This is a genomic window from Desulfobacula sp., assembly GCF_030145145.1.
Classification (GTDB): Bacteria; Desulfobacterota; Desulfobacteria; order Desulfobacterales; family Desulfobacteraceae; genus Desulfobacula.
In genome coordinates, this window is record NZ_JAQYWD010000004.1 from 133,164 (window position 1) to 149,965 (window position 16,802).

9 protein-coding genes and 1 tRNA gene are annotated in these 16,802 nt (G+C 46.5%); 6 read left to right on the forward strand and 4 right to left on the reverse strand.

What is annotated here, in order from left to right:
- Nucleotides 1-17 precede the first annotated feature (17 nt).
- The 6 genes from Q1Q15_RS03240 (at nt 18) to Q1Q15_RS03265 (ending at nt 7,795) form a co-directional block, all read left to right on the forward strand.
- The gene (locus tag Q1Q15_RS03240; protein ID WP_300456594.1) at nt 18-722 is read left to right on the forward strand and encodes a hypothetical protein; all 705 of its coding nucleotides are present in this window, start codon (nt 18-20) and stop codon (nt 720-722) included.
- Nucleotides 706-1,527, forward strand: a complete 822-nt coding sequence (locus tag Q1Q15_RS03245) for a cytochrome b/b6 domain-containing protein (RefSeq protein WP_300456597.1) — start codon at nt 706-708, stop codon at nt 1,525-1,527. Before Q1Q15_RS03240 ends, Q1Q15_RS03245 begins: the two co-directional genes overlap by 17 nt.
- Before the next feature lie 102 nt (nt 1,528-1,629).
- Complete coding sequence (locus Q1Q15_RS03250) at nt 1,630-3,492, forward strand: GNAT family N-acetyltransferase (RefSeq protein WP_300456600.1); 1,863 nt, start codon at nt 1,630-1,632, stop codon at nt 3,490-3,492.
- A gap of 315 nt (nt 3,493-3,807) precedes the next feature.
- Nucleotides 3,808-6,210 (forward strand): penicillin acylase family protein, encoded by a 2,403-nt coding sequence (locus Q1Q15_RS03255; protein ID WP_300456602.1) that lies wholly within the window; start codon nt 3,808-3,810, stop codon nt 6,208-6,210.
- A 95-nt stretch (nt 6,211-6,305) separates the two neighbouring features.
- Nucleotides 6,306-6,381: transfer RNA gene (locus Q1Q15_RS03260), tRNA-Thr, on the forward strand.
- A 382-nt stretch (nt 6,382-6,763) separates the two neighbouring features.
- Nucleotides 6,764-7,795 (forward strand): STAS-like domain-containing protein, encoded by a 1,032-nt coding sequence (locus Q1Q15_RS03265; protein ID WP_300456604.1) that lies wholly within the window; start codon nt 6,764-6,766, stop codon nt 7,793-7,795.
- Between the two features lie 39 nt (nt 7,796-7,834).
- Here the strand turns inward: Q1Q15_RS03265 and Q1Q15_RS03270 are convergent, their stop codons facing one another.
- From Q1Q15_RS03270 to Q1Q15_RS03285, 4 genes are all read right to left on the reverse strand, one after another.
- Nucleotides 7,835-8,272: a 3TM-type holin gene (locus Q1Q15_RS03270; RefSeq protein WP_300456606.1), complete on the reverse strand. Its 438-nt coding sequence runs from the start codon at nt 8,270-8,272 to the stop codon at nt 7,835-7,837.
- The gene (locus Q1Q15_RS03275) at nt 8,272-8,823 is read right to left on the reverse strand and encodes a glycosyl hydrolase 108 family protein (RefSeq protein ID WP_300456608.1); all 552 of its coding nucleotides are present in this window, start codon (nt 8,821-8,823) and stop codon (nt 8,272-8,274) included. The genes Q1Q15_RS03270 and Q1Q15_RS03275 overlap by 1 nt, the downstream gene beginning before the upstream one ends.
- A gap of 1 nt (nt 8,824) precedes the next feature.
- Nucleotides 8,825-9,127, reverse strand: a complete 303-nt coding sequence (locus Q1Q15_RS03280) for a hypothetical protein (RefSeq protein WP_300456610.1) — start codon at nt 9,125-9,127, stop codon at nt 8,825-8,827.
- A gap of 104 nt (nt 9,128-9,231) precedes the next feature.
- Nucleotides 9,232-16,800: an LPD38 domain-containing protein gene (locus tag Q1Q15_RS03285; protein WP_300456611.1), complete on the reverse strand. Its 7,569-nt coding sequence runs from the start codon at nt 16,798-16,800 to the stop codon at nt 9,232-9,234.
- Between the last annotated feature and the right edge of the window lie 2 nt (nt 16,801-16,802).

The window sequence follows — 16,802 nt, forward strand, 5'->3', positions numbered from 1 at the left end:
CCGCACAGGGGGCTGATATGACGCTTAAACATATAATTTTTAAACCCCTCATATGCTTTGCACTCCCCATGGTAACATGTGTGTTCATTGTATCCGGTATAGGCTGGGGACAGGAGGAGACAGCCTCCTTCATTAGGCGGTATAAACAATATGAAGTGAGCTCCGGTTATTATGAACAATACGAAGTCAAGCCTCGTCACGAGCGGCCCTTTGTAGAGATACCAGGTGTTCGAACCGGACGGTTTCCCTATAGTCCTTCAGGGGCTGCTGTCAGGTTCAATGCCCGGCGGGCGGATGCCCACCAGGGCATCCGGTTTTATGAAAACCGGCGGTGCGAAGACTGCCATATGGCCCAAACTCTTGATCTGCATACGATCAGGGCAAACCTCACCTGTCGACAATGCCATGGGGGGGAACCCATTGCCAACAATGATCATTATTTTTCACCCATGAACCCCATCAGACGGCATGCATATGTGTGTTCAAAATGTCACCAGGGGGCAAGTGCCGCTTATTCAGCCTATGTGATACATGAACCCAACCCGTCTCTGATGGCTACCCAGGAATCATTTCCGGTCCTGTTTTATGCGTTCTGGATCATGATTGGCATTGCTGTGGGGACCTTTGCTGTATTCCTTCCCCATACGATTTTATGGGGGATTCGTGAACTGTTTTTCAAAAAGGAAACAACCGTGGAGGCGCCCCATGAAAAACAGACTTAAAAGATTTACCCCGGTTCAGCGTATTTTTCATGCCGTACTCATGCTCAGTTTCATATTCATGGGTGCAACAGGTCTCTCGCGCATGTATATGAATACTCCCTGGGGAAAATGGATGGGCTCCCTTTTTGGCGGATATGACGTCAGCCTTGCAGCCCATAAGTATGTAGGCATTTGCATGATCATCGGATTTCTGATCCATTTTTTATATCTGATGATAAAAATCAACTGGTTGAATTTCCCCAAAAGTGTTATCGGACCGGATTCACTGCTGCCCAGACCCAAAGATATGACTGATTTTTTCCAGCACATCGGATGGTTCTTTGGTGCGAAAAAGCTTCCCGAGTTTGACCGGTGGGGATACTGGGAGAAATTTGACTACTGGGCTGTTTTCTGGGGCATGGCCATCATTGGTGTTACCGGGTTGATGATGGCGTTCCCTCTTTTTGCCACGCGATACATGCCAGGATGGGGATTAAATGTCGCTTTCTGGATACACCGGATTGAAGCGATTCTTGCCATGGCCCATGTGTTTATCATCCATTTTTTCATAGCCCATCTTCGGCGCCATCATTTTCCCATGGATCGTGCCATGTTTGAAGGCAGTTCAGACCTGGCAACCATAAAAAGTGAAAAGGCTGCGTGGCTGGACCGCCTGAAAAACAGCGGGGAGCTCGAAGGAATGCTGGTGGCACAGGCAGCCCCCTTGAGACGAGTTGTTTTTTATTGTTTCGGGTATGCCGTGGTGGCATCAGGATTGTTTCTTCTGATCGGGGCATTGGTCAATTTCAGATTTATCCTCTGGTAGTGCACCGCTGGACCCATCCTCCTGCAGACCCGGCATTTAACGCCCTGGTTAAGTAAACGCCACCCCCCTTTCAGATGGATCTTCGGCAAAAATGGGGTCAATATGAATTGGAAACAAAAAATTGTTGATCCTGATGTTGTCATGAAACGAATAAAACCGGGAATGCGTATTTTCCTGGGAACCGGTATTTCCGAGCCCCGAACCCTTGTTAAACACCTGATGAAGGCTGATGATAACAACCTGGTGGATCTTGAGCTGATCCAGCTGGTCAATTTCAGTGATGCCATTTCCCTCAAGACCCTTGATGCCAACAAATACCGGTTTAAAACCTTCAGTTCGGGGCATATGGTGAACCGGGCCATTGCCCAGGGACTGGTTGACCTGATCCCCACACGCTTCACCCGGCTGCATCGACTGTTTGACGTTGGGCGTATCCGGGTGGATGCGGCATTTGTCCAGATTTCCCTGCCCGACGATGCCGGAAAAGCAAGCCTGGGGGTTTCCCTGGATGTGGCACGGTCTGCCATGGGACAGGCCCGTCTGGTTGTGGGAGAAATCAATCCCAAAATTCCCAGGACATTCGGCAATACCTTTGTCACCACATCTGAATTTAATCTGCTGGTCCGTTCAACCGAAGACCCTGTTTATTTTAACCGGTGGGAAACCAGCCCGGCCTTTGACCGGATTGCCCGGCGCATTGCATTTTTAATCCCGGACAAAAGCTGTATTGCCTTCTCCATTGGTCCCCTGTTTGAATCCCTGAGCCGGCAGCTGATGAACAAACGCCACCTCGGGGTCCACTCGCCGGTATTTACCGATGCCTTGATGGACCTGATAAAAAGTGGAGCGGTGACCAATCTTTACAAGACGATCTTCCAGGGAAAATCCATTGCATCCTATGCGTTTGGAACCCCGCGGCTCATGACCTGGCTGGACCGGAACCCTTTGATAGAATTCCATGGGATACGCACCGTGTTTGATCCGGTGAATATCGGGAAAAACCCCCGGTTTATCGCCATTATTCCCGCACGAAAAGTGGATTTAGCCGGCCGCATTGTCCTGCACCACGGGAAAGGGAATGTCATCTCCGGTCCCATGGAGCTGATGGACTCTTTTTTCGGGGCCCAGATTTCCAGGGACGGCCGTATCATCTTTGGCCTGCCGTCCCGGAACCTGCGCAACCAGTCCAACATTAGACTTTCCATTGAACGGTATTACAACCAGCTGGGATTTGAAGAATCCATTGACATGGTGGTGACCGAATACGGAACAGCCATGCTCAACGGGCTTTCCATCCGGGAACGGGCCCTGGCCCTGATCGAGATTGCCCACCCGGATGACCGCCCGGATCTGTTTGACCAGGCCAGGCAAAAAAAAATCCTCTACCCGGACCAGATCTTCTTAAAAAAAAGCGCCCGCCTTTATCCCCATGACGTTCACGATCAGCAGACCTTTAAGACAGGTGTCATTGTCCGGTTCCGACCCATAAAGCCTTCAGATGAGGAACAGATGCGGCAGCTGTTTTATCGTTTTTCCGATGAAGCCATTTATCACCGGTATTTTCATTCCATCATCACCATGCCCCATTCCAAGATGCAGGCGTATGTAAATATTGACTGGGCCAACGCCATGTCCATGGTGGGACTGGTGGGGGAACCCGGACAGGGGATTTTAATTGCTGAAGCCCGATATTTACGGGAGAACTCCGGCAACAGAGCTGAAATCGCTATCATTGTTGATGAGGCCTACAATAGTCTGGGTATTGCCACCCATATGGTGACCCTGCTGAAAAGACTTGGCAGGGACAGGGGTATTACCGTCTTTACGGCTGAGGTATTATTTTCCAATCGCAAAATCATGAAGGTGTTTAAAAAAGTGTTCCCCCACCTCAAGAGTGTCCTGGCGGAAGGGGTTTACAGTGTTGTCATGCCCATCGCGCCGGATGACCATCCGAACCCCACCTGACAAAGGAAGGCACTCGCCTTCACCATTTTTTTAACCCTGCTTGGCTGCTGTGCCGGCAATTCTCCCTATAAAAGGCAATAGTCCCCGAACAATGGGTCAGGCTTGCGTTATTGACACTTTTGCCGGCTTCTTCCCTTAATTATTCAGGCTTTGATCAAAAGCACAATAACACAAGCCTGACCCGGTTTAGTTATCGCCATAATGAGAATTGCCGGCTGCTGTGCCATTTCTGTTGACACCCGCTTGTCCCCTGGCATATGATTATTTTTTTTGACATCGGCTGTTTGATCATTCAACCAAAGGAGATGATTATCAATGAAAGGATTCCGCCGCATTCTCACCCTCATCATCGGCCTGGCTGCCTGTATCGTCATACTGGTGCTATACCTGCCCTTTTTAAATGACTTCAAAACCAAAGGGACCCTTACCCTTCCCGGACTCACGGACAGGGTTACCATTCAGCGGGACGAGAACGGAATGGCGTATATTCATGCCCGGAACCTTGAGGATGGATTTATGGCACAGGGATTTGTTACGGCCCAGGACCGGCTTTTCCAGATGCAGCTGACCCGCCTGGTTGTCCAGGGACGGGTGTGTGAGCTGGCCGGACCCGTTGCCAAAAATTTAGATATTCGCATGAGAACCATTGGCCTGCACAGGATGGCAAAAAAACAGGCCAACATCCTGAATGATCAAACAAAGGGCTATTTCCAGAAATATGTGGACGGGATCAATGCCTTTATTGCCCTTTGTCCCGATGATATCCACCTGGAATTCAAACTGGCCGGCATCACTCCTGAAAACTGGAATGTTGTTGATTCCCTGGGTATCCTCTATTACATGGGATACTCAACCTCGGCAAATCTCAACACGGAAATAACGGCCCAGATGCTGCTGGAAACACTGGGGTATGAAAAAGCATGCCAGCTCATGCCGGTGAACATCAATGCAGATGATCCCGACGATACCGGCAACCTGAAAATACCCCCCAAAGACCATCTGTCCATCTCACCGACCGGTATCAAAGATGTTCTGGCGTATACCGGGAACCTGCAGCTTCGCGTCGGAAGCAACAACTGGGCCGTCTCCCCGGGGCGGTCTGCATCGGGCAGTACACTGCTGGCCGGCGATCCTCATCTGGATGTCCGGATACTGCCCGGGGTCTGGTATCCTTTGGGTCTGATAACACCCGAAACAAGAGCGGTGGGTGTTAATATTCCGGGCATACCCGGTATGGCCATCGGCCGTACCGATCATCTTGCCCTCTCGGTAACCAACAATTATGGGGACATGCAGGATCTGTACATCGAAACCATTGATCCTGAAAATTCTGACAATTATCTGGAAGGAAAAACCACCATACCGTTTATTCAGATCCGGGAGACCCTTAAAATAAAGGACAAAGACGACCCCAAAGGCTATCGGATGGAACCTGTAACCATCAGGGCCACCCGCAGAGGCCCGGTTGTTTCAAAGGTGTTGCCGGATTTAACCACCCAAAAGGTCATCAGTTTCCGCTTTGCCCCGGCTGAATCCATGGAACCGTTCATTGGTCTGATTGAAATTTTAACGGCGAAAAATGCGGCAGATCTTGTGAAGGTCTTAAAAAATATTCCCATGGTCTGCCTTAACTGGGTGTTTGCCGATACAAGCGGCAACATCGGTCACCAGGCTTCCGGGAAAATTCCCATCCGGCATAATGGGGATGGGACCTTTCCCTTTCCGGTAAAAAATGCCGGGGACAACTGGCACGGATGGATTCCCCAGGACCAGATGCCCGGAACCCTGAACCCTGAAAAAAACTGGATCGGTACCTGTAACCAGAAAACCATAAAACACGACTACCCCTATTATTATTCTTCCTACTTTGCCCCCTCCTACCGGTATAGAAGAGTAAAGGAACTGATGGCCTCTTCAAACAAAAAAACCATTGATGACCTGTGGATGTACCAGAGAGATACGAAAAATTTAATGGCCCAAAGCCTGTCCCCGATCATGGCCAACGCCCTTCTAAAACATGAGGATACCCGTATCATGGGCAACATTCTTTCTGCATGGGACTTCAGGGATGACCCTGAAAAAGCCGCACCAGCCATCTTTCAAGCCACCTATCGATTGTTTGCCATGCGTGTCTTCGAAGATGACCTGGGCGAAGAAAATGCCATGATCCTGCTCAACAACTGGTATTTCTGGCAGGAAAGACTGGAGCACATTATTTTAACCGGGGATGCGGCATGGATTGATGATACGAGGACAACCGATACCATGGAATCCCTTGAAGACCTGTTTCACCAGGCGGCTGTAACCGCGAAAACCTTCTTAAGCTCACACTTGGGCGATACGCCTGAAAAATGGCAGTGGGGCAAGGTGCATGCCCTTGAACTTGTCAACCCGATCCGGAGAAAGGGAATAGGAAAAGCACTGCTGGGTTCCGGCCCCATGCCCATGGGCGGATCAGGGGAGACCTTGTACAGGGGATCATATGATTACGACACCCCTTTTGCCGTCAGCTATTGTGCCGCACTCCGCATGGTGGCGGATCTTTCAGACAGGGAAAAAGTACTGGCTGTCCTGCCGGGCGGTGTCACCGGCAGAACATTTCGTTCCCATCAAAAAGACCAGGTAGCCCCTTTTATGTCCGGGGAAAAGCGTTACTGGTGGTTCAGTGACACCGCCATTGACGAACACCAAACATCAAAATTAATCCTGGTGCCTTGAGCAAATGCGTTACGATATTCAAACCACCGGTTATTTTTTGATTTTTTTAAACTATGGCTTGAATTTTTACATTCAATATAGTAGGTTCCCGGCAAGCCAATGTAGCTCAGGTGGCAGAGCAGCTCACTCGTAATGAGCAGGTCTACGGTTCGAATCCGTACATTGGCTCCACCCAAAACCACTGATACCAAAGCTTTTCAGCCTTTTTAAGAATTTTCATATATACACCAGAAACCTCTTCAAACTGCCCCAAACCGATCAAAACGCGCCCTGTTTTGCACCCTGTTTTGCACCCTGTTTTGCACCCAACTATATCGCAGGATATCTTTTAGATTCCACATAGTAAAAAAACTTTTTTCCAGCAATTCTGACAGTCAGATAATACAACCAGCGCCATGGATGATATCTCACCCACAAGCAATATTTCAGAAATAAAATCAGGTCTTTCTATGTGTAAAATTTTTATAAGAAATTTATTTTTTTCTTTACAACCGATTTTTATTGTTTTATTTTATCTATTAAAAGTTTTTATTCTAGCGTAAAGGTTTAAAAAATGAAATTCACAAAAGAAGTCATTTGGACAATAAAAAATTTTATTCTTGATAATATAGAAACCCATCCAAATGATATAGTACAAATCGCATCTGATTATTTTCGTGTTTCAAAACCGACCATTTTAAAATATATAAGAGAATTAATATCCCAGAAACAAATAGAAAGGCATGGAAATGGTCGATATCCTAATTACAAACTACAGACGGTAAAATTTGAATTTAAATACAAGAACAAAGAATTACAGGAAGACGTCTTGTGGGCAAATGATATATCAAATAAACTCAAGGATGTTCAGCCAAATGTAAAAGAGATATGCCAATACGGTTTTACTGAAATTGTGAACAATGTTATTGATCATTCTGGATCTGAAGATTTAACTGTCTTTTTTGAAATAAACCATAAATTAATTTGTATAACTGTTAGAGATTTTGGGGTTGGAATTTTTAACAAAATCAAACAAGATTTGGGCTTATCCGACCCAAAGCATTCTATCTTGGAGCTTGCAAAAGGGAAGTTCACATCCGATCCGGACAACCATACTGGTGAAGGTATTTTTTTTTCATCAAGAATGTTTGACCATTTTCATATTCTGTCACATAAATTGAGCTACTTTGGGCAGGGTAATGAAGACGGATGGTTGTTTGAGGATCCTGATGATGTGGATATCGATGGAACTGTAGTATTGATGAAAATCCGAAAGGATTCTGAGATAAAAATGAATGAAATTTTTAACGAATTCGCGGATCCAGACAAAACACCAGGGTTCCATAGGACAAAAATTCCAGTTGAATTGATGCAACATGAGGGAGAATTGTTATTATCAAGGTCTCAAGCCAAAAGGCTGATAACAAGATTTGATAAATTTTTAGAGGTTGTTCTCGATTTTAAAGGGGTTACGCAGATAGGCCAAGCGTTTGCTGATCAGGTTTTCAGGGTTTTTAAGAACGCACACCCCAATATCCATTTGATACCTGTTAATATGAATGAAAACGTTAGAAGAATGGTTGAACGTATTCAAAAAGGAACCTGATTTATTTCATCTACCCCCGCAAGGAATAACCTGCGGGGGTTACTTTTTAATCATATCGGTGTTCACACCTTTAACCTTATCAAAGCTTCGCATACCGCCAATACCAAGCATCCCGGTAACAACCATGAGCAATGCCCCAGTATCGAGCATAGGTGGAGGATTAAGGGTGATGGGTATCCATTTTTTTGCCTGGCCAAAACTCCAGAACCATAACAGCAAAGGATAAAGAATGAATTGATAGGCAAGAGAAACGGCACCGATCCACCCAACCGCAGGCCGCCACCCGGCAACAAAAATTGATTTGTGTCCAGCTTCAGCTTTATTGACTTCCATCTGACCCTTAACAAGATCATTTGCCATGGCCTTTTCCTGCAGGGCAAGTTCTCCACGTTCTTCATCAGATGTAAAAAGATCATCCAAGAGGTTCCCGCCGGTCTTTATAACATTGCCCAAATCGATATTTAATAATCCCGCCATTATATAAACCCCTCCTGAACCCTGTTGATCCACCCACATAAAAACTTTTGATCGCTTTCAACCTGGTCATATTTTCGCCGGACATCATTCATGCAAATGTTTTTGTATCGAAAAATCTTTAACAGACTGAAGGTAGTGGTAAAAATGCGGACGTCTTTTTCATCCTGGATGGCGCCATCCAATTTCCGGAATGTTTTATCCCCGAATATCCCATCCGGTGTTGCGCCGATGATCCGCTGGCAGATCCGGATAGAAGTTTTCAAGCCGGCATTAACCGCAAAGGCGTATATGTGGTAGGCCACGGCCTGGGCCCCGATGTCATCCCCCAGTATCCGGTCCCAAAATTCTTTTCTATAAAAGGTCCGGACCATGCCGGTCAGTTCTGCATCAAACTCTCCGGCATCAATTTTGTCCCACCCTTCCCACTTAGGCCAGATCTTCCGGGCGATCCCGGCATACGTCATGCCGCCCCGATCTCCCTTGACTTCGGTCAACCGGTACCCGCCTTCTATCAATATTACTTTCTCATAGCATGCTTCAAAATTTGCCATTCTAAAACAGACCTCCTATTTTCCCGCCGACTATTGCGACCAAAAACATAATGACCGCCCACTGTCGATTGATTGTTTTTTCAATCGTGTCTCTTGGGCATCCGTTCTGGAATTCTTTAATTTTCACAACCACGCCGTCTTTTGGATTGAACGCCAAATCATAATTTTTAAACAGAATGCTGACCTGCTTTTGAATCGTTATGATTTTTTCATCCTGTACGGCCATCAAAGCCATAGCAGTTTCTATGTTTGATAGCCTGACAGACTGATCATCAAGTTTTTGTAATATCAATTCCGTTGTCATCCTGGCTCCATTTTGCAGTCGATTCCAAAATTGCTTTGATAGTTAACCTTTCCACAATTATATGGGAGATGCCAATCATTGTTCCCCATATAAAACTATATAGGTTATTGTGCCCGGATCGCTTCAAAAAGCTTCTGGGTTATCTCTTTTTTGCGATTGTTTAATTTATCAATCCTTGATTGTTTTTCGAGAGGCGGTAGCTTTAATCTCAGCACCCGTTTCAGTTCCGCGTTTGTTTCAGACAGGATAGACCGGATTTTATTCACAGGAGCTTTTAAGTCAATAAGAGCCCTCTTTTCTTGCAGGTAACCCTCCGCTTTGTCGATCTGTCCAGTCTTGAGGTAATGGTTGAATGTCCGGTTTGCACTGTCGATATCTTGGTAAAGCTCATAAAACCGGGTAATATATTTTGTTGACCTAGGGTTTGCTGAATCTTTAATCCTCAGATTAAAAGGGTTGGGTGACCCAGCTGGCCTTGACGGGTATTCCATAGCGTACCGGGTAATAGCATCAGTAACGGACAGGCCCATCATGCCAATAGTTGAGAGATATCCGTTCACGTAATGCTGCAGTTTAATTGGAGACACATTCAATGCCCCACCCACCATCCGCATGGTATCAGATGTCCAGGGGTGATACTGCTCTGATGGTTTTAACTTGGCCATGTAGTCTGGGACCACTGGCCTATCACGGAAAGTATTCATGTTAAATCGTTCTTCTATGACCGGCTTCACCAGCTGGGGCATATCAACATTGAACACCCCGGTTGATGTGAACTTAAACCAATCCCATACAAACTTGCCCTCTTCTGTGCCATTCTGAACATTGGCTATACTTTCGGGAAGAGAACAAAACAAAGCTCCGATTTCAAACGGTTTGGGTATCCGGTAATGATCCTTCCCTAACCAGAAATGGAAGTATGTCCATTTATCCCAATCCTCCAGCTCTTTGTATCGGTCATCATCCTTATACAGTGACCACAACGCCAAGGCTGCGGTTGTCAGCATGGCAGATTTTAACAAGAACGCTTTGGGGTTTTCCCTGGAAGCCCGGCCCAATTTATAAAGGGCCTGGAACCGAGCATTCAGGAAGGGGACTATCCTGGTAACGATCTGTACTGTCTGGGAAGATCCCCGCATGGTGAAGTCCATAAGGTCTCTGCCCTCAAACCCGGCATCAAAAGTTGTGGCCCCTTTTTTCTTCAAGTTGGTATATAGCCCAAGCCTGGCCGCATTTTCAGAAGCGGAACCAATCTTTTCCCACACGCCAAACAACTTCTTCGGGGTATCCAGGACACGGCCGGTGGCCCCGCGCCCTTCATTTTTAACAATGCGCTTGATGAACTTGGAACCTACTTTCGGATCATCAGAGTGGACATAGGAAGATCCAAACCCGAACCCTGACGACATATATTCAATGTAGTCCTGGTCCTCTCGCATGGCCTTTACAAAACCCTTTGCCGTATCAATGGCCGGTATAAAAGATTTTGAAACGACGGCTGTATGGACCGTATCTCGGATCATATTCCTGATTCGAAAAGCAGGCCCGAAGGTGGCGCCATAAGAAAGCAATCGTTTTGCACCACCCATCATTCGCATAAAGACGTTATTAAACGCCTTGGTATCGATTTCTGACAGGCTTTCAAATAGGTCTTGATCCTCTGTTTTAAAATAGACGGGTTCCCCATTTTTCTGGAAAGAAAGCAGGCCGTAATCCTTCATGCTGCCAAACATGACCTTGTATATTTTCCGGGGTTGAACTTTATAATCACCTTTCCCGCGATCGGTCAGGTCATAGGCCCAGGCTTCGGCCTCTTCTTTTGTGTCTAAGATATTCGCGGCCCTGGTCGCACCTTCTTTAATCACCGCATACCGGGTGATGGTTTCGGATCCCAGGACTTTCACGAGTTCTTTTTTGGGGACCTCTTCGATAATCCCTATTTGCTGGCCAACCTCAAAGGCCGCTGCTCGGGCTTTATTCCTTGCGGCCGCATCCACCAGGTGCATCCAGTTTGTTAAAACATTTTCAAGGGGATCCCCTATCTTGGCTTCTCCACCTTTCAGTTTCCTGATCTGTGCCGAAATATGCTGTTTACTGCGATGGGGCCCGGACAGGAATTCATTCTTTGTGGTTTCATCTTCAAATATCCGGTAGAAGGGAATATAAAAATTTGACTCCCACATCGCCCTGGCTTCCGGATCAATCAAACCCGATTGCTCGGCAATGTCCAGGACGTTCTTATTGATGGACTGGAATCTTAAATTTAATGCCGCCCAGGTCTGGCCGTTCTTTGAATGGGTACCCACCTTGGCAAAGATCGCGTCCCTTGCCGATTTATCCAGCCAGTTTTCCCGGCCCTCGGCTTCCAGCTGTTCTGCTCTTTTGGCAGACACCCAATAAAGCAGGTTCTGCCAATCCGGGCCAATGGATTTAAGGAAGGGCAGCACCCCCCTATCCTTTGTCTTGACCGTCAATGCATCACCATCCCAGGATAAAGGCCCGTGTTCCAAGAACATGGCAAAGGTTGCGGACTTAACCCCGGTCAGCATCCGGTGCATTTTGTAAGCCCGGTCCCCCAAGCGTGTTTTTATAAAATGGAGGTTGTCCAGAGTCTTTGTGATAAACCGGTCGGTTGCCAGGCTGCGTTCATCCTTTGATTTGGCTTTATTGATCAGGTCCCCTGCAGACTCTTTTATGGTGGGATCTGAATTGAATTTTTGTTTTATGATGTCATCTGAGGTTTGAAGTTTAGCTGCACCCCTTGAGGTCCCGGACAGTTTTCGGGAAAAAATTTTCCCGCTTTCAACTTCGCGGGCAAGCTTGCGGGCGGAGTGCCGGCCGATATAAATCAACCCATCAATGAAATCCGCTATTCTTTGAAGAATTCTACCAATGGCAGTATCCCGGTATGATTCTCTATCCTGCAGGAGCTGGGCAAAGGCATTGGCTTCATTTTCTTCTTTGTCTTTGGATATTTTAAAGGTCAGTTCACCCTTCTTTCTCAAACGATTCATTTCACCGATTAAAATAAGTCCATCCCCAGGGGAAACCATGCCCGTATCTTTCAGGAAATGATAAAGCTCGTGGTCCCGGGTGAAGTTGGATGCAAGGTCTTTGTTCAGGGTGATGGTATTGTTGACATACTTGCCCAGGATCACTCCCTTACTCGTCATCCTACCGGACTCAATAGCAAACTGTGTATCACCCTTGCCCATGTCGTTGGTGGATATTATACGCAATCCTTGACCGTTTTTCAGGCGGATAGACACCTGGCCATCATTGGATATAAAAACCTCCTGGCCTTTGAAACGGGACTGGATGTCTTTTAGGTCTAATCCCTTGCCTGGTAGGGTGTCGGTGTCTTGGTCAATGGAATAAAGGGCGATCCCTTTGTCTGCCTTTTTGCCACCCATCTTCGGAATGGTTAACTCTTTCCCTGCACCACAATTACAGGCACATTTTTTCTTATGTTTTTTGCTGAAGCATTTCCCATCATTCTGACAGCAAACTTTTTCTGCTAAACCCTCAGTCTCTTCAACGTGTTTTTTGAGAGCTTTGCCACCAGTGACCTTGTGACCCATATCAACATAACCGGCAGGTATTGCACCATCACCGTCATGGTGATAGGGGGTGATGACTTCGACAAAATTCTTAACCCCGCTATGTTCAAGGGTGCTGAAATAATCCACTGCCTCAGGATTTACAGCAACAGTCCGAATATGGACATTGGGGTATTTCTTGGTTAATTCAGCAGCAGTATCCCAATCAACCCCAAAAAGGCCTTTAGGGTTATCATCTATCGATACGTTTATTGTAATTCCGGTATCCCCGAAATCCTCGACAAAGTCAGGGTTCTTAGTAATAGCTTTTATAGACAACCCTCTTTGTTCTGCGTGTCTTAAAAGCTTGTCTATTTCCGCTCTATGGGATGCTCTGACATAATCTGAGAAGGAAAAAAGCCTCAACCCACCAGATTCGTTCATCTCCTTTATTGTGGATTTGGACATGAAAAGGATTTTGTTTTTATAGGGAACGGATTTAAAAACGTGTTTTGCCTGGGCAAGATAATTTAGAGTGCTTCTTGCGGTTATTTTTTGGTGTAGGGATATCGCTTTCCTTCTGGCTTTTTCGACATAACAATAAGAACATGGGACATCAATTCCCTGTGCCAAAGCCTCATCATAAAGACCAGCTAAAACATCGACATTCCCCAAGTCTTCAATTTTCATACCGGGGGTCTTCTTGACAATATCTGTGATGAAGTTTACAAAATTCTCTTGCTTCGGGCAGATAGTGGAGGGGTCATAACTCCATCCAGTTTTCGCGTTTGTCGAGAATCCCTGACCCTGAATCCTTTCTTTTGTCGGGTCAGTCCCAAGGATGTATTTTAAAACAATTTCTTCGTCTGAGTAAAAATAGTTTTCTTTCTTGGTGATATCTCTCCCTGTGGTGACAATATCATTGAAAAGGCCTTCCATCGATTTAGATATCTTACCAAGGCCTTTGAACCTATTCGCAATACTTTTAATGGCACCTAAAACCTTCCTGAAAACTGTCTGCAACTCTGAAGGGGCTTGATATTTTTTCACCCACCATTTTTCAAACTGCGTGGCGAACCATTCATTTTTATACATCGACCGGGGTCGCTTCAAATCTTTCTTGAAAAATTTACTTACCAGTTCTTTGTCTTTTTGAGACAAAAGCCTGTCATATGCGAATTCCCCAAACTCATGGGCGAAGTCAACAACATCAGATCCTTTAAACAGAACAGCAATGTGTTTGGCATCAGTTCCTTCGCCATTTCTTTTTGCTGTCAGAACACTGGCAACACGTTGTTTGGATCGCTCCTTCTTAGGGATCCCAACTTTGTCCATCTGGAGATCGGTTGGGGAAAACTCCTGATCAGATATTTCTACGCTGAAATATTCTTTATAAGCATCAGGGAAACTTTCTATAATGCCATCAATAACCTGCCCTTCTTCTATAGTAATCAGGCCTTTCAAGACCGCCTCTGAAACCGGGACTGATTTTATCTTGGTTTTATCGAAAGTCTCTGCTTGATTTTTTGACTCAGTAGATCTAATCTTAGTAGCAGGTTGGGGACTTGGAGAACTGGCCTCCCTTGAAACCTCATCCTGCTTGCCCTCGCTTGCCAAGTTAAGGGGGGCATTTTCTTTTTCCCGCCCAACCCAACCACCATCAAGTTTAACTGCACTATGAGTGTCTTTTTTACCATCACGGAAAATAGCAAGGGTTGCGTTACTTTTGTTTTTAAACGGGGTTCCTTTTTTGGTGAGGATGTCTGAGGGCTCCTTACTTTTAAGGAGGCTCGCTTCATCTGGAGATATCCGTGATTCTATGTTACCAATGGCTTTTGTTTTCGCCTCCGGTATATCTACCTGGGGTTCTGTCTTCCCGGAATCTGTTTCGGGAACATCCTTGGATTGACCTTTTGACGGGGGTATCTCATTATCCGGACTTACAGCCAATGGCTTCTTTGTGCGCTTCCCATCTTTCAGCCATGCCTTAAAATCATCTATGCCCATTTCGGTGATTTCGCCAAACCCCTTCCAACCTTTTTCATAATTTGACAGGTAAAGGGTTTTGGCTTCTTTCTGGGACTCTGCACCCATGACAACCTTGTGTTCATCAAATTTTCCAGTACCCGGATCGACCTGGTCAACCACAAACACCTTTGGACTTGTCTCGGTACCGGACTTAATAACCACATCAACCTGATCCCCGTCTTTTCCAAGTGTCCGTTTGAAATATCCATAATGACCATGCATTGTGGATTCCCATTTCTTACCGGATACATCCTTGCCTTTTCGGGTGGATCCGTCCGGATTTTCAATGGAGATATCAAGGCCATCGATCTTAATATGGTCTTTCTTGTAGTTGCCGGCCTCTTTCTGGGCATCGGATGGGTCGGTGTTGACTTTATCCGGTTCAACCTCATGCTCAAACACGGGGGCCTTTTCTCTCCCGCGCAAAGCTGTTTCAATTTTAATGGGTGATTCAGGTACCGGTTCCGGTCCTAATGGTTCCAGCCTGCCTCCAAGCCTTTCAGTGAGAGCAGCAAAAGGATGATATTTCACTTCACTATCTGGAGTTGCAACAACCGGAACGGGAATAAAAGGAGACCTCGCACCCTGGACAATGGGAACTTCTCCGGGCAAATGGGTTTCCGATCTGTTCTCAAAACCCTGCAGTGCAGATTGTGCGGACTGGGCTGCCGGGGGAAGGTAGTTACTCGGTTGCCCCATGGCCTGCTGTCTTCTTTCAAGTGCCGCAACTGATGCCTCCTGGCTTTTTAACCGTCTGAACTCATCAATATTCTTATCCAGGAGATTCTTGGCACCCTTCATGGTATAGTCAGGGACAGACTCCATGTTTGCCATCTTCTGTTGGTTCTCATTATATAAGCCCTGAATCGCTATATCTGTGGGGTCTGGACCTTGCGCGGCCCTTGCTTGAGCTTCTCTTTGAGCCTGAATCTGTTGTTCCCATTGGTTCCATTCGGATTCGTTATCGTGTTCGGGATACAATGATTCACTTTTCTGCCCTTCCGCAGTATCCCCGATATCTTCACCTGAAAAACCTTTGTTCGGGTCAAGAAGGTCCTGCCTATCATCTTTTGACGGGCCAGGCATAACAGATTGTGCAACGGCTCCACCAAGGCCACCGACAGCACCGGCACCCATGGATTCGATTATCTGTTCCATGTTTTCACCGGTCAGAAATCGTTCATCCGTATTGGCCACGGTGTTTAAAATGCTGAAAGCCTCCTGCCCGCCTTCCTGCAAAGCTTCTGCCGGTACGTTGGTGATCAGCTCTTTGGCAATCCGTTTTACAAGATCGCCTTTCCCGGTAGCCACCCCATCGATTAAAGAATCAATCAGCCGGCTGTTACCACCAGCATATTCAAGGGAAGTGGCAAGCGCTCCAAAAAACAAAGCAGTCCCTGGGGCATCGATCCCTTTTTCTTCCAACAGGCCTGCATAATTTCCACCGGATTCCATGGGAAGGACCGCCGCACCCATGCCAACCTTGCCGCCAAGTTTTTTTAATGCCTGCTTGGTAACTTCTTTTTTTATCCCGGCCTCTGCAGCTTCCCGGGTACCGGCTTTGATGATTCCTTTTTTGATCTTGGATTCAACCGCTTCTTTCGTCAATTTTTCGATGGATTTTTTAAGAATCGTCCTGCCAGCAAACCCGCCTACAGCGGTTCCAGGCCCAGGAGATAAAGCAGTACCAATAAGGGCACCCGTCGCAGCCTCTACCATAGAGGGGATCAGTTCTCCAAATGTGCCTTGCATCCAATCAATGGTTCCGCCTATCCCGGCTTTACCCGTATAGACATCTTTAAATGTTTGGCTTTTCGGGTTCTGTCCGGCCTCTTCCATATTCCGGGCATACCCTTCCATCCCCCATTGTTTTAAAGAGCCCATACCAAGGGCTGATCCGGCAAGTGCCGCGGCACCGTATCCCATGGCCTGGGTTTGATCGATACCCCTTTTAATGCCTGGTATAAAATCCCCTGTCTGTTGTTCGGGTTCTTCGGCGAACGGATCATAATCAACTGGTATTAACTTAATACTGGGGTTATCAATGGATATGATTGCATCCTCTGCGAACGGATCATAACTGACAGGTACGAGATTGATTTTCATAT